This is a genomic window from Pseudonocardia abyssalis (assembly GCF_019263705.2).
GTDB classification, from domain to species: Bacteria; Actinomycetota; Actinomycetes; order Mycobacteriales; family Pseudonocardiaceae; genus Pseudonocardia; species Pseudonocardia abyssalis.
In genome coordinates, this window is sequence record NZ_JADQDK010000001.1 from 2585621 (window position 1) to 2607434 (window position 21814).

Annotated in this window: 25 protein-coding genes and 1 pseudogene; 15 read left to right on the forward strand and 11 right to left on the reverse strand. The window is 72.3% G+C overall.

Going from position 1 to position 21814, the window contains the following annotated elements; genetic code table 11:
* Positions 1–25: 25 nt before the first annotated feature.
* Together merB and merA are read right to left on the reverse strand one after the other, a co-directional pair.
* Positions 26–676 carry an organomercurial lyase MerB gene (merB, locus tag I4I81_RS12370; RefSeq protein ID WP_218603068.1) on the reverse strand — a complete coding sequence of 217 codons (651 nt, stop codon included), beginning with the start codon at positions 674–676 and terminating at the stop codon, positions 26–28.
* Between the two features lie 50 nt (positions 677–726).
* Complete coding sequence (merA, locus tag I4I81_RS12375) at positions 727–2112, reverse strand: mercury(II) reductase (protein WP_226363904.1); 1386 nt, start codon at positions 2110–2112, stop codon at positions 727–729.
* Between the two features lie 187 nt (positions 2113–2299).
* On the opposite strand from merA, the gene I4I81_RS12380 reads away from it, so the two are divergent.
* The 5 genes from I4I81_RS12380 to I4I81_RS12400 all read left to right on the forward strand — a co-directional run bounded on the left by I4I81_RS12380 (position 2300) and on the right by I4I81_RS12400 (position 4930).
* Positions 2300–2722, forward strand: coding sequence for an ArsR/SmtB family transcription factor (locus tag I4I81_RS12380; RefSeq protein WP_218616044.1), 423 nt, complete (start codon positions 2300–2302; stop codon positions 2720–2722).
* A 96-nt stretch (positions 2723–2818) separates the two neighbouring features.
* The gene (gene merT, locus I4I81_RS12385; RefSeq protein WP_218616045.1) at positions 2819–3052 is read left to right on the forward strand and encodes a mercuric ion transporter MerT; all 234 of its coding nucleotides are present in this window, start codon (positions 2819–2821) and stop codon (positions 3050–3052) included.
* A gap of 112 nt (positions 3053–3164) precedes the next feature.
* Positions 3165–3461, forward strand: coding sequence for a hypothetical protein (locus I4I81_RS12390; RefSeq protein WP_218616046.1), 297 nt, complete (start codon positions 3165–3167; stop codon positions 3459–3461).
* Positions 3462–3512: 51 nt separating this feature from the next.
* Complete coding sequence (locus I4I81_RS12395; RefSeq protein WP_218616047.1) at positions 3513–4067, forward strand: TlpA family protein disulfide reductase; 555 nt, start codon at positions 3513–3515, stop codon at positions 4065–4067.
* Complete coding sequence (locus tag I4I81_RS12400) at positions 4064–4930, forward strand: cytochrome c biogenesis CcdA family protein (RefSeq protein ID WP_218605688.1); 867 nt, start codon at positions 4064–4066, stop codon at positions 4928–4930. Before I4I81_RS12395 ends, I4I81_RS12400 begins: the two co-directional genes overlap by 4 nt.
* A gap of 993 nt (positions 4931–5923) precedes the next feature.
* Here the strand turns inward: I4I81_RS12400 and I4I81_RS12405 are convergent.
* Positions 5924–7123, reverse strand: a complete 1200-nt coding sequence (locus I4I81_RS12405; protein ID WP_225924561.1) for an MFS transporter — start codon at positions 7121–7123, stop codon at positions 5924–5926.
* Positions 7124–7323: 200 nt separating this feature from the next.
* Between I4I81_RS12405 and I4I81_RS12410 the strand changes: the two genes are divergently transcribed.
* Positions 7324–8316 (forward strand): substrate-binding domain-containing protein, encoded by a 993-nt coding sequence (locus I4I81_RS12410; RefSeq protein WP_218605690.1) that lies wholly within the window; start codon positions 7324–7326, stop codon positions 8314–8316.
* Positions 8317–8400: 84 nt separating this feature from the next.
* On the opposite strand, the gene I4I81_RS12415 is transcribed toward I4I81_RS12410, so the two are convergent.
* The gene (locus I4I81_RS12415; protein ID WP_218606459.1) at positions 8401–9666 is read right to left on the reverse strand and encodes an IS256 family transposase; all 1266 of its coding nucleotides are present in this window, start codon (positions 9664–9666) and stop codon (positions 8401–8403) included.
* Positions 9667–10068: 402 nt separating this feature from the next.
* Here I4I81_RS12415 and I4I81_RS12420 point away from each other — a divergent pair, with 402 nt between their 5' ends.
* Positions 10069–11484: a dihydrolipoyl dehydrogenase family protein gene (locus I4I81_RS12420; protein ID WP_225924562.1), complete on the forward strand. Its 1416-nt coding sequence runs from the start codon at positions 10069–10071 to the stop codon at positions 11482–11484.
* 43 nt (positions 11485–11527) lie between these two features.
* Here the strand turns inward: I4I81_RS12420 and I4I81_RS12425 are convergent, their stop codons facing one another.
* Both I4I81_RS12425 and nrtS read right to left on the reverse strand, forming a co-directional pair.
* Complete coding sequence (locus tag I4I81_RS12425; protein WP_267461543.1) at positions 11528–12442, reverse strand: DUF427 domain-containing protein; 915 nt, start codon at positions 12440–12442, stop codon at positions 11528–11530.
* Between the two features lie 120 nt (positions 12443–12562).
* Positions 12563–12817, reverse strand: a complete 255-nt coding sequence (gene nrtS / locus I4I81_RS12430; protein WP_218601545.1) for a nitrate/nitrite transporter NrtS — start codon at positions 12815–12817, stop codon at positions 12563–12565.
* 105 nt (positions 12818–12922) lie between these two features.
* Between nrtS and I4I81_RS12435 the strand changes: the two genes are divergently transcribed.
* From I4I81_RS12435 to nuoH, 3 genes are all read left to right on the forward strand, one after another.
* Positions 12923–13495, forward strand: a complete 573-nt coding sequence (locus I4I81_RS12435) for an RNA polymerase sigma factor (RefSeq protein ID WP_218601544.1) — start codon at positions 12923–12925, stop codon at positions 13493–13495.
* Between the two features lie 2 nt (positions 13496–13497).
* Entirely contained in the window at positions 13498–13758 is a 261-nt protein-coding gene (locus I4I81_RS12440; RefSeq protein WP_098959857.1) for a zf-HC2 domain-containing protein, read from the forward strand.
* An 89-nt stretch (positions 13759–13847) separates the two neighbouring features.
* Positions 13848–15116, forward strand: coding sequence for an NADH-quinone oxidoreductase subunit NuoH (nuoH, locus tag I4I81_RS12445; RefSeq protein WP_218601543.1), 1269 nt, complete (start codon positions 13848–13850; stop codon positions 15114–15116).
* 94 nt (positions 15117–15210) lie between these two features.
* On the opposite strand, the gene I4I81_RS12450 is transcribed toward nuoH, so the two are convergent.
* Positions 15211–15948 (reverse strand): TVP38/TMEM64 family protein, encoded by a 738-nt coding sequence (locus tag I4I81_RS12450; protein WP_218601542.1) that lies wholly within the window; start codon positions 15946–15948, stop codon positions 15211–15213.
* A gap of 277 nt (positions 15949–16225) precedes the next feature.
* Here I4I81_RS12450 and I4I81_RS12455 point away from each other — a divergent pair, with 277 nt between their 5' ends.
* From I4I81_RS12455 to I4I81_RS12475, 5 genes and pseudogenes are all read left to right on the forward strand, one after another.
* On the forward strand, positions 16226–16657 hold the full coding sequence (locus I4I81_RS12455; protein WP_218601541.1) for a MerR family DNA-binding protein: 432 nt from the start codon (positions 16226–16228) through the stop codon (positions 16655–16657).
* A 36-nt stretch (positions 16658–16693) separates the two neighbouring features.
* Entirely contained in the window at positions 16694–17419 is a 726-nt protein-coding gene (locus I4I81_RS12460; RefSeq protein ID WP_218601540.1) for a cysteine hydrolase family protein, read from the forward strand.
* A 58-nt stretch (positions 17420–17477) separates the two neighbouring features.
* The gene (locus tag I4I81_RS12465; RefSeq protein ID WP_218601539.1) at positions 17478–17735 is read left to right on the forward strand and encodes an SHOCT domain-containing protein; all 258 of its coding nucleotides are present in this window, start codon (positions 17478–17480) and stop codon (positions 17733–17735) included.
* 187 nt (positions 17736–17922) lie between these two features.
* A pseudogene (locus I4I81_RS31565) lies at positions 17923–18330 on the forward strand (halocarboxylic acid dehydrogenase DehI family protein); the annotation flags it as partial.
* 56 nt (positions 18331–18386) lie between these two features.
* Positions 18387–18707, forward strand: coding sequence for a hypothetical protein (locus I4I81_RS12475; RefSeq protein ID WP_218601538.1), 321 nt, complete (start codon positions 18387–18389; stop codon positions 18705–18707).
* 19 nt (positions 18708–18726) lie between these two features.
* Here the strand turns inward: I4I81_RS12475 and I4I81_RS12480 are convergent, their stop codons facing one another.
* From I4I81_RS12480 to I4I81_RS12495, 4 genes are read right to left on the reverse strand one after another with little or no spacing between them, the layout of a single operon-like run.
* Positions 18727–19437 carry a flavodoxin family protein gene (locus I4I81_RS12480; RefSeq protein ID WP_226363905.1) on the reverse strand — a complete coding sequence of 237 codons (711 nt, stop codon included), beginning with the start codon at positions 19435–19437 and terminating at the stop codon, positions 18727–18729.
* A gap of 14 nt (positions 19438–19451) precedes the next feature.
* Positions 19452–20639 carry a DUF3179 domain-containing protein gene (locus tag I4I81_RS12485; RefSeq protein WP_225924565.1) on the reverse strand — a complete coding sequence of 396 codons (1188 nt, stop codon included), beginning with the start codon at positions 20637–20639 and terminating at the stop codon, positions 19452–19454.
* Between the two features lie 16 nt (positions 20640–20655).
* The gene (locus I4I81_RS12490; RefSeq protein ID WP_218601536.1) at positions 20656–21525 is read right to left on the reverse strand and encodes a cytochrome c biogenesis CcdA family protein; all 870 of its coding nucleotides are present in this window, start codon (positions 21523–21525) and stop codon (positions 20656–20658) included.
* A 4-nt stretch (positions 21526–21529) separates the two neighbouring features.
* Positions 21530–21805 carry a TlpA family protein disulfide reductase gene (locus I4I81_RS12495; RefSeq protein ID WP_218601535.1) on the reverse strand — a complete coding sequence of 92 codons (276 nt, stop codon included), beginning with the start codon at positions 21803–21805 and terminating at the stop codon, positions 21530–21532.
* Positions 21806–21814: the final 9 nt, after the last annotated feature.

Sequence of the window (21814 nt, forward strand, 5' to 3'; positions counted from 1 at the left end):
TGCTCGGGTGATCGGCGGTGCTGGGCTAGCAGCAGCGGGGCTGGTCACCGACCAGGTCCTGGGCCAGACGTCGGCTCAACTCGAACGCCTCACCGACTCCCAGCACGACTCCACCGGGATGCTCGGTGAGCCAGTCGCGGGCGGCGGCGGGGGTGGCGAAGAAGTGCACCTGGTTGCAGAACGCCGACCGCACCCCGACACCCGGGTCGGGGATGAGGACCGACACGACCGCGGTGTCGGGATCCAGCTCGGTGACCCCGGCGGCGGGGTCCACGCTCAGGCGCACCAGCTCGCCGGTGCCCGGGGTGGGCGACACGACGTGTGCGGGACGGTCCAGGACGGTGGGGAAGATCAGGGTGTCCAGCGCGCACCACGTGTAGAGCACCTGGCCGTCCACGGTGAACCGGTGCGGGGTCTCGCGCAGCGTGATCCCGTGCCCGAGCACCGCGCCGGTCTCGTCGTACTCGGTGTCCGACAGCCCACCCAGCCCGGCACGCACCTCGGCGACGCCGCGGCCGGTCACCCGGGTGAGGTCCTCGACGGTGACCGGGCGGCCGCGGGCGAGCTCGCGCAGCAGCGCCGACCACAGCCAGCCCATCCCGTCTGCGCCGGCGCCGGGGGTGGAGCTGATGGTCTCGCCGAGCCTGGCGGCGAGGTGGTCGGCGTCGATGCTCATGACAGCAACATCCCTTCTTGGAGATCGAGTAAGGGGGGTGGGCTGCGGGTTCAGGCGCAGCAGGAGGTGGGCATCTCGTTGCGGAACAACCCGGCCGCGATGCGCAGGCTCTCGGCCATCGTCAGGTACGGCGCCCAGGTGTCGGCGATCTCGTCGACGGTCATCCCCGCTTTGATCGCGTAGGTGGCGGCGAGCATGATCTCCCCGGCCGCGTCGGCCGCGGCGTGCACCCCGAGCAACCTGCCGGTGTCGCCGTCGGCGACCAGCTTCACCACACCGCGGGTGTCACGGTTGGCCAGCGCGCGGGGCACGTCCGCGAGGTCCAGCACCCGGCACTCGCAGTGATACCCGGCGGCCAGCGCCTGTGCCTCGGTGAGCCCGGCCGTGCCGAGCTGCGGGCGGGTGAACACCACCCCGGGCATCCCGGTGTAGTCGACCGTGGCCGGGCGGGCGCCGGCGGCGCCGGTGGCGTTGAGCGCGGCCACCCGCCCGGTGGCGGCGGCGACGTAGACGTACTGCGGGGCCCCGGACACGTCACCGGCGGCGTAGATCCGCGGGTTGGAGGTGGCCTGCTGGGCGTCGACCACGACGAAGCCGCGGTCGTCGGTCTTCACCCCGGCCGCGTCCAGGTCCAGCGCGGCGGTGCGTGGGGTGCGCCCGGTCGCCACCAGCAACCGGGCGCCGCTGGCCCGCTGCCCGCTGCGGGTGAGCACGTCGACCTGGCCGTTCACGGTCTCGACCGCGACGGCGCGGTCCTCGATCACGGTGATCCCGTCGTCGGCGAACACGGCGCGCAGCGTGTCGGCGACCTCCGGCTCGGCGGCCGGGGCGAGTCGCCCGACCAGGGTGACCCGGGTGCCGAGGTGGGCGAACAGCTGCGCCTGTTCCATCCCCACGTAGCCGCCGCCGATCACCACCAGCGACTCGGGCAACTCGGTCTGCTCCATCGCGGTGGTCGAGGTCAACCAGTCGATCTCGTCCAGGCCGGGCAGGTCGGGGTGCGCGGGCTCGGCGCCGGTCGCGACCAGGTAGGCCCGGGCCGGCAGCGGCCGCCCGTCGACGGTCAGCGTGTCCTCGTCGGTGAACCGGGCCCGCCCGGGGCGGACCTCGAACCCGTAGGCGTCGGCGACGGCGGCGTACTTGGACTGGCGCAGCCGACCGACCAGCTCGTCCTTCTGCCCGACCAGCGCCGCGAAGTCCACCTCGCCGGCCGAGGTCGGGGCGCCGGGGAACGGGTTGCCCAGCGCGCCGTGCTGGGCCCCGGCCGCGGCCAGCAGCGTCTTCGACGGCACGCACCCGACGTTCACACACGTGCCGCCCAGGGTGGCCTGCTCGATGAGCACCACGGACTTGCCGGCCTGCCGGGCGGTGATCGCCGCGGCCATCGCGGCCCCACCGGAACCGATCACGGCCAGGTCGAACACGGTGTCATTCACGAAGAACCTCCTCAAGCTCATGCGGTAGTGCCGAGCGAACGGGCCCGGCCCGCGCGCCTGATCGGCTGGGTCGCTGATCGAGTGGGTACCCGTCACCGAACCGTTCAATCCGCTTATCCGAATGTATGCTAGCGTCCGGGCATTCGTCCAGGCGGATGCGTCGTTCGTGGAAGGGAGCTGGGACACGATGACCGGCAACTCGGGCTCCACCGCCCCGCCCGCACCCCCTGCCCCTGCGGCAGGGGCCCCTCCCGCTGCGGCGGGGGCGGCGCCGCTGCTCGGTGAGGCGGGTGAGCAGGTGGGGGTGGTGGCGAAGTTCTTCCGCGCGCTGGGGGACCCGACCCGGTTGCGTCTGCTGGAGTTCCTGCTCGCCGGCGAGCACACCGTCAGCGAGTGCATCGCGCACGTCGGGCTGTCCCAGGGGCGGGTGTCGGTGCATCTGGCGTGTCTGGCCGACTGCGGCTACGTCGCCGCCCGCCGCGAAGGCCGGTTCACCCACTACCGGGTGGTCGACCCGCGGGTGGCCGACCTGGTCGTGCTGGCCCGGTCGCTGGCCGCGGACAACTGCGCCGCGCTGGCCGCCTGCGAGCGCATCGCACCCCGCACCTGAGAAGGAAGGACCTCCCGCCATGTCTGATGACCCCACTGACCACTCGATGCGCGACTCGGTCGGTATTGCCGCGATCGCCGGACTGGCGGTGTTGTGTTGCGCCGGGCCGGCCTGCTCGCCGCCGGTGTCCTCGGCGGGCTCGGGGCGTGGCTGCTCAACCCCTATCTGATCGGCGCCGCCGTGCTGCTCGCCCTCGGCGTGGTCGGCTGGCGACTGCGCCACCGCGCCACCGCTGCCGGTGCGGCCCGCGGTGAGCTCTGCGGCCCGCCCACCCCTCCCACTGCGCCCACAGCCGACGAATCGCCCCTGCACACCGGCCGGAAACGGTGAGCCCCACCGCCCTGTCCCCGGCCGCCGCGCCGGTCGCGCCGCCGGTGCGGGACGACGCGCTGCGTCGACGACCGGAGCCGGGCCGGGCCGGGCCCGCGGGCTCGCGCGCCGCGTGCTCGATGGTCTGGTCGTGGCGGTGCTGGGCGGGCTCGGCGCACTGGGCGCCCTGGTCGGAACGGGGCTGTCGCTGATCGGCTTGTGCTGCGCGGGCCCGGCACTCGCCGCGGGTGGCGTAGCCGCCGTCGGGACCGGTGCCGCGGGCGCTGCCGGCGGGGCCGGTACTCACGGGTGGCCGTTCCTGGCCACCGGTGTCGTCCTGCTCGCCGCCGCCGCGCTGCTGGCCCGCCACCAGACCCGCCGGAACCGGCTCGCCGCCACGGTGCGCCGCACATGCCCGTCCGGTCGCTGAACCTCCTCCGCCCCCCTCCGTTCATCACATTCGACAAGCAGGAGCCTTGAGATGTCCCAGACCACGACCGGCCGCTCACCGTCCCCCCGGCCCTCGCGGCGGCGCTGGCCGCTGCTGGCCGGGATCGGCCTGGCGGTGATCGCCGTGCTCGCCGTGGCCTACACCGCGCTCTCCCCCGCCCCGACCCCGCCCACGGGTTCGAGTACCGGGGTGGAGTTCACCGCGACCACGCTGTCCGGGCAGCAGGTCGACGTGCCCGGCGGGAAACCCAGCGTCGTGTACTTCTTCACCGTCAACTGCGGCACCTGCGGGCCCGAGGCCCAGGCGCTGGCCCAGCTCCAGCAGACCACCCCGGCCGCGAACTTCGCCGCCGTGGACCTCGACCCGAACGAGACCGTCGAGGACATCCGCGGCTTCCTCGACACCAACCAGGCCACCGACCTGGCCTACGCCATCGACACCGACGGCCGGCTGCTCAGCGGCTACCAGATCAGCCAGATCGGCGTCGCCGTCGTCCTCGACGCCGACGGCACCGAGGTCTTCCGCGGCTACAAGCCCGACATCGCGCAGATCCAGACCGCACTCACCGAGGCCGGCACCCGGTGACCGGACTGCTCGTGCTGGCCTTCGGCGCCGGACTGCTCACCCCGGTCAACCCCTGCGGGTTCGGGCTGCTCCCCGCCGTCCTCACCGCCACCACCACCGCCAACACCCGGGGAACCGGCCTGGTCGAGCGGCTGACCGGTGGGCTACGCGCCGGCGTGGCCCTGACCGCCGGGTTCACCGCCACCTTCACCATCATCGGGCTGCTGCTCACCGTCGGGGTCCGCTCGGTCATCACCCTGGTTCCGTGGCTGGCCGCCGCGCTCGGTGGCGTGCTCGCCCTGGTCGGGATCGCGATGCTCGCCGGCTGGCACCCCACCCTCCGGATCGGCGCCCGCCAACCCGACACCCGCCAGGTGACCAGCACCCGCGGGCTCATCGGGTTCGGCGCCGGCTACGCGATCGCGTCGGCCTCCTGCACCCTCGCTGTGCTGCTCGCCGTGGTCACCCAGGCCGCCGCGACCACCTGGATCGGGGTGCTCGCCGTCTTTGCCGCCTACGCCACCGGGTCCGCGCTGCTCCTGATCGCCCTCGCCCTGCTCGCCGCCGCCGCCAGCACCGCGCTGGCCCGCACCATGCGCAGGGTCGCCCCCTACGCCGGGCGCATCGCCGGGGCACTGCTCGCACTGTCCGGTGGCTACCTCCTCTATCACTGGCTGCCCCCGCTGCTGGGCGCCGACCGACCCTCCGACGGCGGCGTCAGCGCGCTCTCCGCACAAGTCGCCACCTGGATCAGCACCCACCTGGCCGCCGTCGCACTCACCGCCACCGCCCTCGCCCTCGCCACCGCCGTCGCGGTCCTGTTCACCCGCCGCCGACCCACAGACGCCACTGACGACGAGACCCTGGCCCGACCCGGCGCATAGGACTTGCGCTCGGATCTCCGACCTGTCACGCTCATTGCCGCAAGCTTCGTGCGCGAAAAATACGGGACCCCCAGCCATCGGCTGCGGGGTTCTTGTTTTTGCGGCGTGTCGCCTTGACAGAGCGCGAACGCGTGCGCGTCTAGAATCCGGTGGGCGATAAACCGTCCGCTCGTTGCCCCGGCCGGTGGTCGGGGCATCTGCATGTTCGGGGCCGGGCGGCTCGTAGCCGCGGCGGTTACCCCGTTACCTTTCCCCACCTGAGATCCGTCCCGAGGAGCCCCGGCGCGATACCGCGACCGGGGCTTTCTCATGCCTGCGGCCGGGCCGATCGCGTTCAGACGACGGCCCGACACGCGACTGGCCCCTGGCCCAGCGAGTCCTAGCCCCCACTACGGGCTAGATGACAACCACACACCCGATGGCGGTTCACGAGGCCGCCGCGTCCATCCAAAGGAGGCGGCGGCAATGAATGCTGCCCAATTCCAGCTGGTCTCGTTCGACGGGCTCCCCTGGCCTCTCATCGGTGCGGTGCTGCTGTTGACGCCGGTGCTGATGCGGCTCCCCGGGATTCTCTTGGCGCTAGGTGTCCTGGTGCGAGAGCGGAGCCAGGCCCAGCTGCGTCGCGTCGTTGCCGAGCGCATCACGGCCGCTGCGCCCGAGGCCGACGACCTGGTGAAGATGCTCCACGCGGTGATGGACGGGTCGCCTCCGGCTGTTGAGCAGCCGGCCGAGGACGTACCGGTGGCTCGGCCCGGGCCACCGGCGGTACCGCCACCACGAGAGGAGCCCCCTCCGAGGGAGTAGCGCCGCCGCAGCCGGTGTGAGGTCGATCTGTCGGTGGGTGGCCGTAGCGTGCTTTCCATGAACGATCTCGCGGTGCCGGCTGCGGCGCGTGAGCCGGGAACAGCCGCACAGTCGGCCAGCAGCCCCGGCGCAGGGCCCGCGGCGGTGATGCTGGATCGGTTCGCCACCCGCATCCCGTTAACCGGCGGCTCATACCGCCGGCTCCGAACGACGTGCCGCCGCGGCCGCCCAGGCGAGCACCGCGAGCGCGATCACCATCCACACCGCGAGGTAGCCGAACGCCGCCGCCGGCGAGGCGAAGGTGTAGAGCAGCCCGGCGACCAAACTGGCCGCGACGTTCCCGATCGCCTGCACCGTGGCGAGCAGCCCGAACGCTGACCCGCGGATCTCCTCCGGCGCGAATGCGGCCACCGCGGCGTGCTCGGCGGTCTCCGCACACCCGATCCCGATCCCGGCCAACGCGAACGCCACCCCGAGCAGCACGATCACCGGCCCGGACACCGCGAACAGCACGTAGGCGCCCAGGAACGTCGCGACCCCGGCTGCGGTCACCAGCAGCGGGCCCCGCTTGCCGAGCCGGTCGGAGAACCCGCCGGCGGGGAACGACGCGATCGTGGCGGCGATGTTGTAGACGACGTAGAGCGCGATCGCGATCTGCGTGGCGGAGTCGATGCCGCGGCCCGGGGTGAGCAGGTCGGTGGCACGCAGGATCAGCAACGTCGCCGCGACGTTGCCGACCTCGAACGCGATGAACCCGACCATCACCCGCCCCAGCTGCCCGCGCAGCACCGGGCGGACCTGGAACCGCAGCTTGCGGCGCTCGGCGACCTTCGGGAGCTTGGCCTGGCGGATGGCGTAGACGATCGCGACCGCGGCGAGCAGCCCGGGGATGATCGAGAGCAGGATCGCGGTCCGCACGCTGAACAGCGACACCAGCCCGAGCGCGAGCAGCGGCCCGCCGATCGCCCCGAGGTTGTCCATCGCGCGTTCGAACCCGTACGCGCGGCCGTAGGCGTGCGCGGGGACCAGGTCGGCAAGCAGCGCGTTGCGTGCGGGCACCCGGAGTCCGCGGGCGGCCCATGCCGCGCCGCGCAGCACCCCGGCCTGGACCACCGATGTCGTGGTGCCGATCAACCCGGACAGCACCGCGGTCGCAGTGTAGCCACCCACCGCCACCGCCCGGCGCCGCTTCGGATCATCGGCCAACGCGCCGCCGACGAAACGCCCGGCCCCGGCCAAACCCTCGGAGATCCCCTCGATCAGCCCGAGCGCCGCGGCCGGGGCGCCGAGCGTCGCGGTCACGAAGCTCGCCATCAACGAGGTCGGCACCTCGTGCCCGACGTCGGCCAGGAAGCTGGCCGTGCCGATCCCTCCGACGCCCGGTGTCATCCACGGTCGCCGGTCGGACGTCCTCGTCCCTACCTCTTCTTGCATACACGGCAGGAAACATCAGCTGAAGCCGCAAACACAGTCTTGTGTGCGGTCACGGTTCCGCGTATGATGATCATCAGTACCGAACTGTGCACACACTGTTCGACACAGCGTCGACGCGGCCGGATGCAACGCCGGTGCCCATATGCTCTCCGCTCGTGGCCCGCTACGTCGAGATCGCCGAGCAGATCGCGCACCGGATCAGGACCGGTGAGCTCGCGGCCGGCGTCGACCTTCCGGCGGTGCGCGAGCACGCCCGCGAGCACGCCACCACGACCTCGACCGTCGCCCGTGCCTACGGCTACCTCGCCGATCACGCGATCATCACCCTCGGCGATCGGCGCCGCGCTCGTGTGCCCGCCGACGGCGCGATCGCGGCCGCTCGGCTACTGGACGCCGACCGGGTGTTCCGCCTCGCCGGCAGCGACGATCCCGCTCTCCAACTGCTCCTCGACCGCGTCGGCCCGGCGGTGGTGCCGGTCGGGACCCGCGGCAGCTTCCAGGGCCTGCGCGCCCTGGCCCGCGGTGACGCCGACGGCGCCGCGATCCACCTGCGCCACTACACCGGCGCCTACAACGCCCCCTACGCCCGCGCCCTGCTCCGCGGGCGACACCCGCACCTGCTGCACCTGTGGCGCCGCGAACAGGGCCTGATCGTTCCCGCCGGCAACCCGCACCACCTCACCAGCCCGGCCGACCTGGCCGGGCGCCTCGTCGCCCGCCGCGAACCCGGCGCGGGAACCCGCGTGCTGCTTGACCAGCTCCTCCTCGCCACCGGCACCGGCCCGCACACCCTGCAGGGCCCGCAGCTGGACTCGCACCTGGAGATCGCGCTGGCCGTCGCGTCCGGCATCGCCGACACCGCGCTGGGGCTCCGCGCCACCGCCGCCGACCTCGGGCTCGACTTCATCCCGCTGGCCTGGGAGTTCTACGACATCGCCCTGCCCGGTGCTGCGCTGGGCGCCGCCCGCCCGCTGCTCACCGCCATCACCGACCCTGACGTCCAGGCCGCGATCACCGCCCTCGGCGGCTACGACCTCACCACCGCCGGCACCCTCACCGACCTCACCTCCTCGATCCCTACGGCGCGCGGGGCGGATCGTCACGATCCGAGCCTCGGCGCCGCGGCAGCAACAGCCGCTGGACGCTGAGCGCAGCGCGACGGCGACCGGGCTCCTTCGAGAGCACCGCGGCCAACGGGAGTGTCAGATGAACGGTGTAACCGGTCATGATGGCTAGTTTCCGTTGCTGGGGACGATACGTCCGGCGAAGGTGATCGCGAAGGCGTTGAGCGCCGGCTTCCAGCGCATCGCCCACCGGGCCCGGCCTTTCCCGGTCGGGTCCAGCGATCGGGTGACCAGGTAGAGGCACTTCAGCGCGGCCTGCTCGGTCGGGAAGTGCCCGCGGGCCTTGACCGCGCGCCGGTAGCGGGCGTTGATCGACTCGATCGCGTTCGTACTGCAGATGACCTTCCGGATCTCGACGTCGTAGTCGAGGAACGGCACGAACTCCGACCAGGCGTTGCGCCACAACGCGATGATCGCCGGGTACTGCCCGCCCCAGGTCGCGGTGAACTCGTCGAACCGCGCCTTCGCGGCCGCCTCGGTGGGCGCGGTGTAGACCGGGCGCAGGTCCCGGGCCATCTGTTCCCAGTAGCGGCGGCTGGCGTAGCGGAAGGTGTTGCGGATCAGGTGCAGCACACAGGCCTGGACCAGCGCCTGTGGCCAGACGGTGGTGATCGACTCCGGCAGGCCCTTCAACCCGTCGCAGACCACGATGCAGGCGTCGGCGACGCCGCGGTTCTTGATCTCGGTCAGGACGTGGAGCCAGTACTTGGCGCCCTCGCCGCCGTCGCCGGCCCAGATCCCGAGGATGTCGCGGTGCCCGTCCACGGTGACGCCGATGACGACGTAGAAGGGCCGGTTGGTGACTTGGCCGTCGCGGACCTTGATGTGGATGGCGTCGATGAACAGCACCGGATAGACCGCATCGAGCGGGCGCTGGGCCCATTCGCCCATCTCCTCGAGGACCTTGTCGGTGATCCGGGAGATCGTGTCCTTGGAGACCTTCGCGCCGTAGACCTCGTCGAAATGCGCCGCCACCTCACCGGTGGTCAGACCGCGCGCGGTCAGCGACAACACGATCTCGTCGATCCCGTCCAGACGGCGTTGGCGCTTGCGCACGATGACCGGGTCGAAGCTGGCGTCGCGGTCACGGGGCACCTCGATCTGCACCGGCCCGATCTCGGTCAGCACCGTCTTGACGCGAGTCCCGTTACGGGAGTTGGGGTTCTCCTGCCCGGCCCGGTCGTGGCGGTCATAGCCCAGGTGCTCGGTCATCTCCGCCTCCAGGGCGGTCTCGAGCACGGTCTTGGTCAACCCGGTGAGCAGACCGCCCGGGCCGACGAGCTCCACCCCCTCGGCCCGGGCCGCCTCCACCAACTGCTGGGCGAGCTGTTGCTGATCAATCCGATCCGGCACACCCTCGATCGTCTCGGTCATTGCTGGTCCTTCCCCCGAGCTGCGCTCGGCGTGTCGGACCAGTTACACCGTTCGTCGGACAGTCCCCGGCCAACAACACGATCACCACCACGGCGAGGTAGATCGCCAGTGCGGTAGCGAGGATGTCGAGCTGGCCCAGAAGGGTGGGCACGAGACCGGTCGGCAGGCGGAACACCGCGCTGACCGGGCTTAATCGATCATCGATAAGCGGCCGGTTCACCCAGTCTCATCGGCTACCACGACGAGGAACCGACTCGAGAGGAGTTCGCCGCACGTCTGCTCGACGGCGAGATGTCGGCTGAACGCGAAAGGTGTCAGCGCAGTGACAGAAGGTGCCTTGTCACGGGGTGGTGTGGGTTCTCCATAGGCAAACCGCGGAACGAGCGGCGGGAACGTGTAGCGATGGGAGAGCAGATGGACCGGCAGGAGTACGACGTCATCGTGATCGGCGGCGGGTCGACCGGGGAGAACGCGGCCTGGTACGCCCGGCACAACGGGCTGACCGCGGCGGTGGTGGAGAGCGAGCTGATCGGTGGCGAGTGCTCCTACTGGGCGTGCATGCCCAGCAAGGCGCTGCTGCGCCCCGGCGAGGCGCTCGCCGCCGCCCGCCGGGTGCCCGCCGCCGCGACGGCGGTCACCGGCGGCGTCGACGTGGAGCAGGCCCTGTCCACCCGGGACGCGTTCAGCAGCGGCTGGGACGACGGCCCGCAGGCCGACTGGCTCGCGAACATCGACGTCGACGTCGTCCGCGGACGCGGCCGACTCACCGGCGAGCGGGCCGTCGAGGTCACCGCCGCGGACGGCACCACGACCGCGCTCACCGCCCGCATGGCCGTGGTCGTGGCGACCGGCACGGCGGCCGCGATCCCCCCGGTCGACGGGCTGCGCGACATCGCCGTGTGGGACAACCGCGACGTGACCGCGGCCAAGCAGGTCCCGCGCCGGCTGCTCGTGCTCGGCGGTGGCGTGGTCGGCTCCGAGATGGCCCAGGCCTACCGCTGGCTGGGCGCCGAGGAGGTCACCGTCGTCGAGCAGGCCGACCGGCTGCTGTCCCAGGAGGAGCCGTTCGCCGGCGCCGAGCTGGCGGACGCGCTCACCGCACAGGGCATCACGCTGCGCACCGGGGTCCGCGCGGAGCGGGCCGTGCGACCGTCCCCGGACGGCCCGGTCACCCTGGTCCTCGACAACGGCACCGAGCTCACCGCCGACGAGCTGCTCGTCGCCGCCGGCCGCCGCGCCAACACCGACGACATCGGCCTGGAGACCGTCGGCCTGACCGCCGGCGGCTATCTCGACGTCGACGATCAGCTGCGGGTGCGGGGCGTCGAGGGCGGCTGGCTCTACGCCGCGGGCGACGTCAACGGGCGCGCGCTGCTCACCCACCAGGGCAAGTACCAGGCCCGCCTGGTCGGCGACATCATCGCCGGGCACGACCGGGCCGCCTGGGCAGACCACGTCGCGGTGCCCCGGGTGACCTTCACCGACCCGCAGGTCGCCGCCGTCGGCCGCACCGAGCAGCAGGCCCGCGACGCGGGCCTCGACATCCGCACCGTGCGCTACGACCTCGGCTCCACCGCGGCCGGCGCGCTGGCGGGCAAGGGCGTGCACGGCACCGCGCAGCTGGTCATCGACACCACCCGCCGGGTGGTCGTCGGCGCGACGTTCGTCGGCCCAGGCGTCGGTGAGCTGCTGCACGCGGCCACCATCGCCATCGTCGGGCAGGTGCCGCTGGACACGCTCTGGCACGCCGTACCCGCTTTCCCCACCCTGAGCGAGGTGTGGCTGCGGCTGCTGGAGGCCGAGCGCGGGGTGTCCTGACCCGCGGGACCCCGCGCCGGCTCCGACCCGAGCCGGCGCGGGGTCACTCCTGCCGGACCGCCACCCCACCCCAGAACGCGATCCGGCCCTTCACCCGCCGGGCCAGCGGCAACGGTCGCGGGTAGGTCCACGCCCCGTCGGGCAGCTCGACACCGTCGACGGTCACCGTGAAGTACCGCGCCCGCCCCTTCCACGGACACACCGACGTCGTCGAGCTCGGGGTCAGCACCCCCGGCCGGACCGCCGAGGCCGGGAAGTAGGCGTTGCCCTCCACCATCACCACGTCGTCGGACACCGCGATCCGCTCGTCGCCGACCCAGGCCGACCGCGTCACCGTGGTCCGCAACGCCCGGTACAGCCCGATCAGCACGGCCGCCACCGCCGCCCCACCGCCGAGCACCACCGCCTCAGTCACCACGTCCGGGAACCCCCCGAACGTCGGGCCGCGCAGCAGATTCGCGCGTGCCAGCCCGAGCGCCGCGATCCCGGCCACCGCGAGGCCCGCCACCCCCGCCCACCCGATTCGGACGGCGCCGCGGCGGTCACCGGTGCGCACGTCCTGCCCCGCCGCCCAGGGCCACGCCGCCGCGAGCAGGGCCGGTGCGAGGTGCCAGGTGGTCGTGGGCCGCCACAGGGCGAGGAGCACCCAGGCCAGCAGGACCACCGCGGTCCACCCGGCCCCGGTCCGGCCCGACGGGGCGGCGGGCGGCGCGGTCGGCGCGGGGTCGTCGGGGAACTCCGCCCGCACCGCGGCGAGCACCTGCGCGACCGACGGGTTCACCAGTGCCTGCCCGCCGATCACGACCGTCGGCACGGTCTCGTCCCCGCCGGTGGCCTCGCGGACGCGGGCCGCGGCGGACGGTTCCGCCCAGATGTCGTGCTCGACGGTCGCGACGCCTGCCCGGTCCAGGCCCCGGCGCAACCTCGAGCAGAACGGGCACCCGGGCCTCCACAGCATTTCGACCCTGGGTACCGACGTCGTGTCCATCTGTTCCTCCGGTCCGGCTCGCCGCCGGTCGATCGAATGCAACCGGCCAGGGAACCCGGGCCGGGTGACGACCGATTCCACCCGGCATCGTCATCGTGGGGGACCGTCATCGGGCCGGACCCGGCAGGCGGAGAGGAACCCGATGCTCGCCACGCAGAACGGCACGAGGAAGTTGACCGCGACCCGCACCCACGTCCCGGTCCCGGCCGCACCGCCGAGCAGCACCTCGCCCTGGTTCACCGCCGACAGGATCGTCCCGACGACCGCCGCCACCGGCGCGGCCGTGCGGACGGTGCGGCCCCGCAGGACCAGCCCGAGCGCCTGCGCGGGATGTGACCAGGTCATCCCCCCGGGATGTCGGTGCTCTGCGCTCATGCGTCGGGAACCCGCTGATCCGGTATCGGATTCCCGGGAGGGGAATCGCGGCGGGCCGTGCGGGGTTCCGAACCCGTGAACGACCACGCGGCCACGACGCCCGACCCGGGCCGTCGCTCGTCCGCGGCCGCGTTCGCCCGCTACGTCGAGCCGGAAGTCCCGGTCCTCTACCGGGTGGCCCTGACCATGGCGGGCCAGCCCGCCGACGCCGAGGACCTCGTCCAGGACACCCTCGTGCGCGCCTACCGCGCCATCGACCGCTTCGACGGCGCCCACCCCCGCGCCTGGCTGCTGACCATCCTGCGCAACACCCACCGCAACAGGGCCCGCACCCGCATCCCGGCACTCCTGCACGACGACGAGGACCCCGCCGGGCGCCTCGACCGCGGCGGTGACACCCGCAGCGCCGAGGACATCGTGGTCGACGCCCAGTTCGAGGCCGTCGTCGCTGACGCCCTCGCCGCGCTGCCCACCATGCACCGCACGGTGGTCCAGCTCGTCGACGTCGACGGCCTCACCTACGCCGAGGCCGCACTCGCCCTCGGAATCCCGCGGGGCACCGTGATGAGCCGGCTGCACCGCGCCCGCGCCCGCATCCGCACCCGCCTGGTGGCCGCCGGGCTCGTCCCCCACCGGAGCCGACCGTGACCATGATGTCGTTGTCCGAGATGGCCCGCTGCCTGCGCACCTCCCGGGTACTGCAGCGCTACCTCGACGGCGAGGCCGACGACCTCACCGCCGCCCGGGTCGCCGAGCACCTCGAGACGTGCCGCCGCTGCGGCCTGCAGGCCCGGACCTACCAGGCCATCAAGGAAGCGCTGCGCTCCGGCTCCCGAGACGTCGACGACCTCGCCCTGCGCCGGCTGCACGCCTTCAGCCGGTCCCTGGCCGACACCGACGACGCCGGCTGATCACAGGCAGACCCTGACGGGCGGCCCGGAGCCCTACCACTGCTCCGCCCATCGGCCGCATCGCCATGACACGACGGAGGACCACCGCGGTGACCCGCACACAACAGCTGCTCGCCGACGACCCGCTCTGGCTGATCCTGCTCAAAGTGGGGGTGCTGTTCGCCATCGGCGTGGTGCTCACACTTGTCATGATCAACGCCGAGCGCAAGGTCGTGGGCCGGATGCAGCAGCGTCCCGGCCCCAACCGCACCGGCCCCGGTGGCTGGCTGCAGAGCCTGGCCGACGGCTTGAAGCTGGCGTTCAAGGAAGACATCATGCCGGTGAACGCCGACAAGGTGGTCTACTTCATCGCCCCGATCATCGCCACGATCCCCGCGTTCGTCGCGTTCTCCGTCATCCCGTTCGGCGGCGAGGTCACGATCTTCGGCGAGCCGACGGTGCTGCAGCTCGTCGACCTCCCGGTCGGCGTGCTCGTCGTGCTCGCGGCGAGTTCGATCGGCGTCTACGGCATCGTGCTCGGCGGCTGGGCCTCCGGCTCGCCGTACCCGCTGCTCTCCGCACTGCGCAGCGCCGCTCAGGTGATCTCTTACGAGATCGCGCTGGGCCTCTCGATCGTCGCGGTGATCCTTTATGCGGGCTCGCTTTCCACCGCCGACATCGTCGCGGCGCAGGCGGGCGGCTGGTTCGGCTGGCTGCTGATCCCGAGCTTCGTGGTGTTCGTGATCGCGATGGTGGGTGAGACCAACCGCGCCCCGTTCGACCTTCCGGAGGCCGAGTCCGAGCTGGTCGGCGGCTTCCACACCGAGTACTCGTCGCTGAAGTTCGCGCTGTTCTTCCTGGCCGAGTACGTCAACATGGTCACCGTCTCGGCCATGGCCACCACGCTGTTCCTGGGTGGCGGGATGTGGCCGTGGCCGCTCTCGTTCCTCAACGCCAGCGGCTGGCTGCAGTTCGTCGCCTTCCTGCTCAAGACGATGATCTTCCTGTTCCTGTTCATCTGGCTGCGCGGCACGCTTCCCCGCCTGCGCTACGACCAGTTCATGCGGCTGGGCTGGAAGGTACTGGTCCCCGGCAGCCTGCTCTGGATCCTCACGATCTTCGCGATCCGCACCTGGCGCAACAGCGAGGGCGGCGACCTCACCGCACTGTTGTTCGTCATCGGCATCGTCCTCGGGGTCGTGCTGCTGGTGGCGTTCCTGGTGCCCGACCGGCCCCAGCCCGAGCCGGTGATCGAGCTGGCGTCGGACTACCCAGTCCCGCCGCTCGACCTCGTCGTGCCCACCCGGGCGCGGCATCGGATCGCGGGCCGAACGAATCTCACTGCTCTTGACCGCGACCGGGCGAGCGGCGGTAGGTAGCCGCCTCTGCCCTGACCATGGCCGAGAGTCTGCTACTGGTCGCCGACCTCATCCGCAGCCTGATGCCCACCTCCTACGGCCGGTCCGGCCACGTTCACCTCGCTCCCGGGCCGGGCCCGACCGCACTGCGGCGCCTCGACCGGCGAGCGACGACCGCGCCGCCGGCGGTGAGCCCGACGAGGGCGACGACCGCGACGACGAACGGCCACGAACCCGGCGACGAGCCGTAGGCCCCCAGCGCCACGAACGCGATGGTGCCGGGGATGATGCCCAGCGCGGTGCCCAGGGCGTAGTCGCGGATCCGGACCGCGGTCAGCCCGGCCGCATAGTTGACCGCGGTGAACGGCACCACCGGCACCAGCCGCACCCCGATCACGGCGAGCAACCCGCGCCGCCGCAACAACTCGTCGACCCGAGCCACCCTCGCCCCGGTGAACCGTTCGACGGCACCGCGCCCCAGCAGGCGACCCAACCCGAACGCACCCGCCGCGCCGAGCAGGGCCGCGAGCAGGACCAGGGCCACGCCCGGCACCAACCCGAACAGCACCCCGGCCACGGTGGACAACACGTTCTTGGGCAGCGGGGCCAGCGTGGCGACCGCGTAGAGCAGCACGAACAGCACCGGCGCCGCGGGCCCGGCCGCCGCGATGCCGGCTCGCAGCGACTCCACGTCGGGCAACCCCACCACGACCGCGACGACAACCGCCGCAGCGACGACCACGCCTAGCACAGCAAGCCGCACCCGCACCGCGCGGCCGACCGACCGGACCTCGGGGATCACGCCGCGGTCGGGTTGCCCGGGCTCCGCGGCCGCCGGGTCATGCTCGACCACGTCGCGGCGCACCGTCGGTCCGGTCCCCGATCATGCCTGCCTCTCCACGGTGCGCCCCGGCGTGGACGTCGTCGATTCCCCGGTTCCGTGGCGATGTGCGCCGGCCTTGGGACTGTCCCCCGTCACCTCGACCTGAACTGTCATCATCGTCACGATCTGCGACCTCCCGGAGCGATCATCAGGCCGTGCGGCGCAGACACCGCCACCGTAGAACCTTGCCCCGAGGTTAAGGTCAAGTCGAGGCCACCAACTCGGACAGGAGGTGAACATGCAGCCGATGACCGTCGGCCGAGCCGCCGCACTGGTCGGGCTCAGTCCCAAAGCCGTGCGGCTCTACGAACACAGGGGACTGCTCCCCACCGCGGAGCGCACCGAATCGGGGTACCGACTGTTCACCGCCGACGACCTCGACGTGCTGCACTTCATCCGGCAGGCCAAAGCCCTCGACCTGACCCTGGACGAGATCAAGGACGTGCTGGACCTGCAACGGGGCGGCGAACAGACCTGTGCGCGCGTGACCAGCCTGCTCGACGAGCACCTCGCCGGAATCGACCGCAAGCTCGCCGACCTCCGCCGGCTGCGTCGCGCGCTGTCGGCCGCCCGCCGCGCCGCCGACACCGCCCAACGCGAGGGCTGCAACGCCGTGGTCTGCCGGATCATCGCGCACACACCGACCGACACCGAGATCGGGCCTCGCGGGTGCAGCTGAGCGGCCACGCCGCCGATCGTGTCAGCACCCTGACACATGGCGGTTGTCGCATGCCAGGCCGGGCACCTGCAGGTGAGCAGGCCGCGCCCCGCGGCCCCGACCACCGAGGAGATCGACGTGAACCCGACCGACACCGCACTCGTCCTGACCGACCCGCAGAACGACTTCCTCAGCCCCGACGGCGCCACCTGGCAGCTCGTCGGCGCCAGCGTCGAGGACAACGGCACCGTGGAGCACATCGAGCAACTGCTGGTCGCGGCCAAGAACGGCGACTACCCGGTCTTCGTCTCCCCGCACTTCTACTACCCCACCGACCACGAGTGGATGTTCGGCGGCACGCTCGAGAAGATGATGCACGAGATCGGAATGTTCGACCGCACCAGCCCGCTCACCGGCGAGGGACTTCCCGGCTCGGGCGCGGACTGGCTCGAGCGCTACAAGCCCTACCTCGACGACGGCGCGACCGTCATCACCAGCCCGCACAAGGTCTACGGACCGCAGAACAACGACCTGGCCCTGCAGCTGCGCAAGCGCGGCGTCTCCAAGGTCGTCCTCGCCGGGATGTCGGCCAACCTGTGCGTCGAGAGCCACCTGCGCGACCTGCTCGAAATGGGCTTCGACGTGACGGTGGTGTCCGACGCCACCGCCGCGGCCAACCACCCGCAGCTCGGCGACGGCTACGCCGCCGCCATCACGAACTTCGGCTTCCTGGCCGGCGCCGTACTCACCACCCAGGATGCGGTCCAGGAACTCAAGGGCTGATCCGGCCACGGCAGGACCGGATCCGCAACGGCTCGAGAACAAGGAACGGAGAACGCGCATGCCAGACATGGACATGATGGGCGGCGGGATGATGGCGGCCATGGGGATCTGGGCCCTCGTCCTGATCGCCACCGTGCTGGCCATACTGGTCGCCGCGGTGCTCGCCAGCATCTGGCTCGTCCGCCGACTGCGCCACGACCGGACCATGCTCCGGGACGGCACCGACGCCGCGGACATCCTGCAGCGGCGCTACGCCGCCGGCGAGATCGACGACGACGAGTACCAGCGTCGACGGTCCACGCTGAGCAGACCGTGAAGCGACCGGAAGTGGACACCACTGCTCCCCCTCCGACGGCCCCCTGCTGGCATGATCGGGCCATGATCTCCAGCGGACCGCGATGAGCGCCGGACCCAAGTTCCCGCAGGTCGAGTACGCCGAGTCGAGCGGCGCGCTGCGGCAGTGCTACGACGACATGCAGTCGGTCCTGCGGGTGCCGTGGGTGATGTTCGCCGCGCGCAGCCTCGCCGTGTTCGGCGGGTTCGTCCCGGCCGCCTGGCAAGCGGCCGCACCCGTTTTCAGCACCGACCGGGTCGAGCGGGCCGCCGACGAACTGCGCGCCCTGGCCGTGCTACCGGTCGCCGACCCGCCCGACCCGCGCCCGCGACTGGCCGAGCTCGGGTTCGGCGAAGCCGGGATCGGCGAGGTCCGCCGCGCACTGGACGCGCTGAACTACGGCAACGTCAAGTACCTGCTGCTGATCACCGCGTGGTGCGAGGGCATCCAGGGACGGTCCAGCGGGGGCAACGCGCCCGACGGGCCAGGATCTGCAACGCTGCCGGCGGGCCCGCCGGAGTCGATGGCGGCGCTGCACCTGGTGGACCCCCGCGATGCGGACGAGCGAGTGCTGCGGCTACTCACCCGGGTCACCGACCTGCACCTGCACCACGGCCCGTCAGCGACTTCCGGGTGCTCGCCGCCTGGCCGGACTTCCTGGAGGTGGCCCTGGACGACGTCCTGGCCCCGGTGGTCCGCAGCGCCCCCTACGAGACCACCGCCCTCGCCCTCCTGGAACGCGCCCGCAACCACGTCCGGCGGTTCCCGGCCCCGGCGGGGCTCTCCCCCGAACAGGCGCTCGCGGTCTGCACCGACACCGAGGTCGCGGCGATCACCGGGCTGCTGTTCCTGTTCCAGCGCTTCATCCTCGACGTCACGATCGACATGGTGCGCTGCACGCAGGCCCTCGACGGTCGCGACGCCGCAGCGTCCTCGCCGTTCTCGGCGCGGTGACGCGGCGGGCCGGACGGGCTCACCGGTACTCGGGGTTGGGGTGGTCGAACCGGGCGCCCGCGGCCCAGGCGTTCCGGTCGTTGCCGTGCGACGGGATGCCGCCGGCGGCACGCAGCATCGCGGCCAGGTGCATCAGGTTCCAGGACATGATCGTGGTGTTTCGCCGGGTGAAGTCGTTCTGCGGGCCACCGGAGCCCTCGTCGAGGTAGCTCGGGCCCGGCCCGGCCTCGCCGATCCAACCCGCGTCGGCCTGCGGCGGGATCACGTAGCCCAGGTGCTGCAGCGAGTACAGGACGTTCATCGCGACGTGCTTGATGCCGTCCTCGTTGCCGGTCACGATCACCCCGCCGACCTTGCCGTAGTACGACGACTGCCCGGCGTCGTTGAGCTCGCCGGAGTTGCCGTAGAGCCGCTCGACCACCCGGGTGCACACGCTGGACTTCTCCCCCAGCCAGATCGGTGTGCCGAGCACCAGGATGTCCGCGACGCGGACCCGCTCGTAGAACGCCGGCCAGTCGTCGCGCTCGGCGCCGTGCTCGGTCATGTCCGGCTGCACCCCGGGGGCCAGGTGGTGGTCGACCGCGCGGACCTCGTCGACGCGCACCCCGTTCGCGGCCATGATCGCCGTGCTCATCGCCATCAGCCCCGCGGTGTGCGAGCGGCCCGGGGACGGGGTGAGGGTGCAGTTGACGAACAGCGCGCGTAGGCCGTCGACGTCGGGGCCGGTCACAGGTGCCTCCAGGGTCAGGGGATGTCGGTGATGCGGGTGCCGGGGTGGAAGGCCGCCCAGGCGAACCAGAACGTGTCCACGTGCTCGACCGGGTCGAGCCGCGCTGCGGTCAGCGGGCCGTCGACGGCCTGGCCGAGCACGTTCCATGTCGAACCGGTCTCCGCGTCGGTGAACTCCCCGCTCGCGGTCCGGGTGAAGCTCAGGCGCCGCCCGTCGAGCACCGGGTCGAACGCCCCGGTCGCCCCGATCGTGCGGCCCCGCGTGATCTCCCGGGTGTCCAGCGCGGACCGCAGCCCCTCCACCGACCACACGACGACCGGCCGCCCGGCCACCTGAAGCTCGAGGACACCAGCCTCGACGAGGGCCGGCAGTGGCACGGCGACCGGGTCGGTGTCCCCGCCCAGCCCGGCGACACGCTCCTTGGGCGGCAGCCTGGGATCGGGTTCGCCGTCGAACAGGAACGGCTGCGACGACGGGTCGTCGTAGCCGGTGTAGGGGTTGGCGCCGTAATCCCGGACAACGCCGGTGTCGCGGCTGAGCACAAATCCGTCCGGGTTCGCGTCGCGGAACTGCGCCCAGGTGATGGTCTGCACCGGGACCCGGTCGAGCTCCTCCCCCGCGAGCACCCCGGCGATCGCGCGGCCCTCGAGCTGGGAGAACAACGACTCGGTCTGCCGGTCGTACATCACCAGGTCGGACTGGTAGAGGCTGCCCGAGGTGCCGAAGGTCAGCACCCGCTCACCCAGGCGCCGGTCGAAGCCCAGCGCGGAGTTGCACAGCGGGCAGTAGGTGATCGCCACCGGGCGCCCGTCGATGGTGTCGTTGACGATCTCGTGCCAGATCAGGATCTGTACCGGGTAGGCCCGGGCGGGGGCGCCGATCGCCGGTGCCAGCACCGGTTCGTCGTCGGTGAGCCAGTCCACGTCGGCGGCGCGGGAGAAGGTGGGTGCGTCGATCGGGGGGATGCCGTCGGGCGGCGGCCCGCCGGAGATCACCCGGGCCGGGTCCACCAGCGGCTCCGGCAGCGCCGGGTCGTCGATCCGGTCCAGTGCTGAGGGCACCTCCTCGCGGGGCGATCCGGTCACCGCCTCCAGGGTCACCGCGGCCACGGCGGGCCCGGGGGGTGGCGCCTGCTCCGGCGCTGCACAGGCCGCCAGGAGGACGACCGCCACCAGCGCCGTCGACACCAGTGCCACCCTCATCGGACCGCCGCCGCGCTCATCGGGCCGATTCCTCCCGACGCGCCGCACGGGACCGGCGCGCGAGCACCGCCGCCGCCCCGATCGCGGCCAGCGCGACGGCGACACCGAGCAGCCCGGCGGGACCGAACCCGCTCACCCAGCGCGCCACCGCCGACTGCACCGACACCGCCGCGGAGATCACCGGGTCCGACGTGGTGGCCCCGGCGAGCACCCGGATCTCGAACCAGCCGTACCACGCGACGTAGGCACCCGCCACCACCAGCAGGACCCCGCTCCCGCGACTGATCAGCGCCCCCACCCGGCGCATGGACCCGACCAGCGAAGTCCGCGCAGTGACCACGGCCAGGGCCAGCACCAGCACCACGATCCCCATGCCCAGCGCGTAGGCCAGGAACGCCGAGGCCACCCCCAGCGCACCGCCGGTGCTCAGCGCCCCCGCCGTGACGGCCAGGAACGGCGCGATCGTGCAGGACAGCGAGGCCAGCGCAAACGACACGCCGTACCCGATCTGGGACCACCAGCTCGCCGCCGTCGGCGCCGACCCGTGACCGGCCAGCCCCGGGATCCCCAGCTGCCGCCCGGCCAGCAACCAGCCGCCCAACCCGACCAGAGCCACGCCCATCACGACCGTGACGATCGGCAGGTAGCGCTCGATCGACAGCGCCAGCGGAGCCAGCACGGCCCCAACCAGCCCGAACACCGCCACGAACCCCACAGTCATCCCCGCGGCGAACCGAGCAGCCCGACGCATCGCCACCGCCCGCCCACCGGGCGCCTCGTCAGCGACCAGCAGCCCCAGATACGCCGGCAGGAGCGCGAACCCGCACGGGTTGAACGCCGCCACCGCACCCGCCACCAGGGCGAACGCCAGCGCTGCGGTGCTCACCGCCTCACCCGGCCAGCAATTCGTCGACGGCCCGGCGCAGCGACTCCGGATCGAGGCTCCCGGAGAAGGTCCGCGCCGTCCCGTCGGCGCCGATGAACGCGAACGCCGGCTGGGAGAAGACCTCGAAGCGCTGCCACAGCGCGCCGTCGCCGTCCACGACGTGGGTCAGGCCACCGGTGCCGGTGTCGGCCACGAACTCCCGCATCTCTCCCACCGCGCCACGTCCGGGCATCCCCAGGAAGGTGACGCGTCCCTCGTACTCGGCAGCGACCGCCGCCACGCCGGGTCC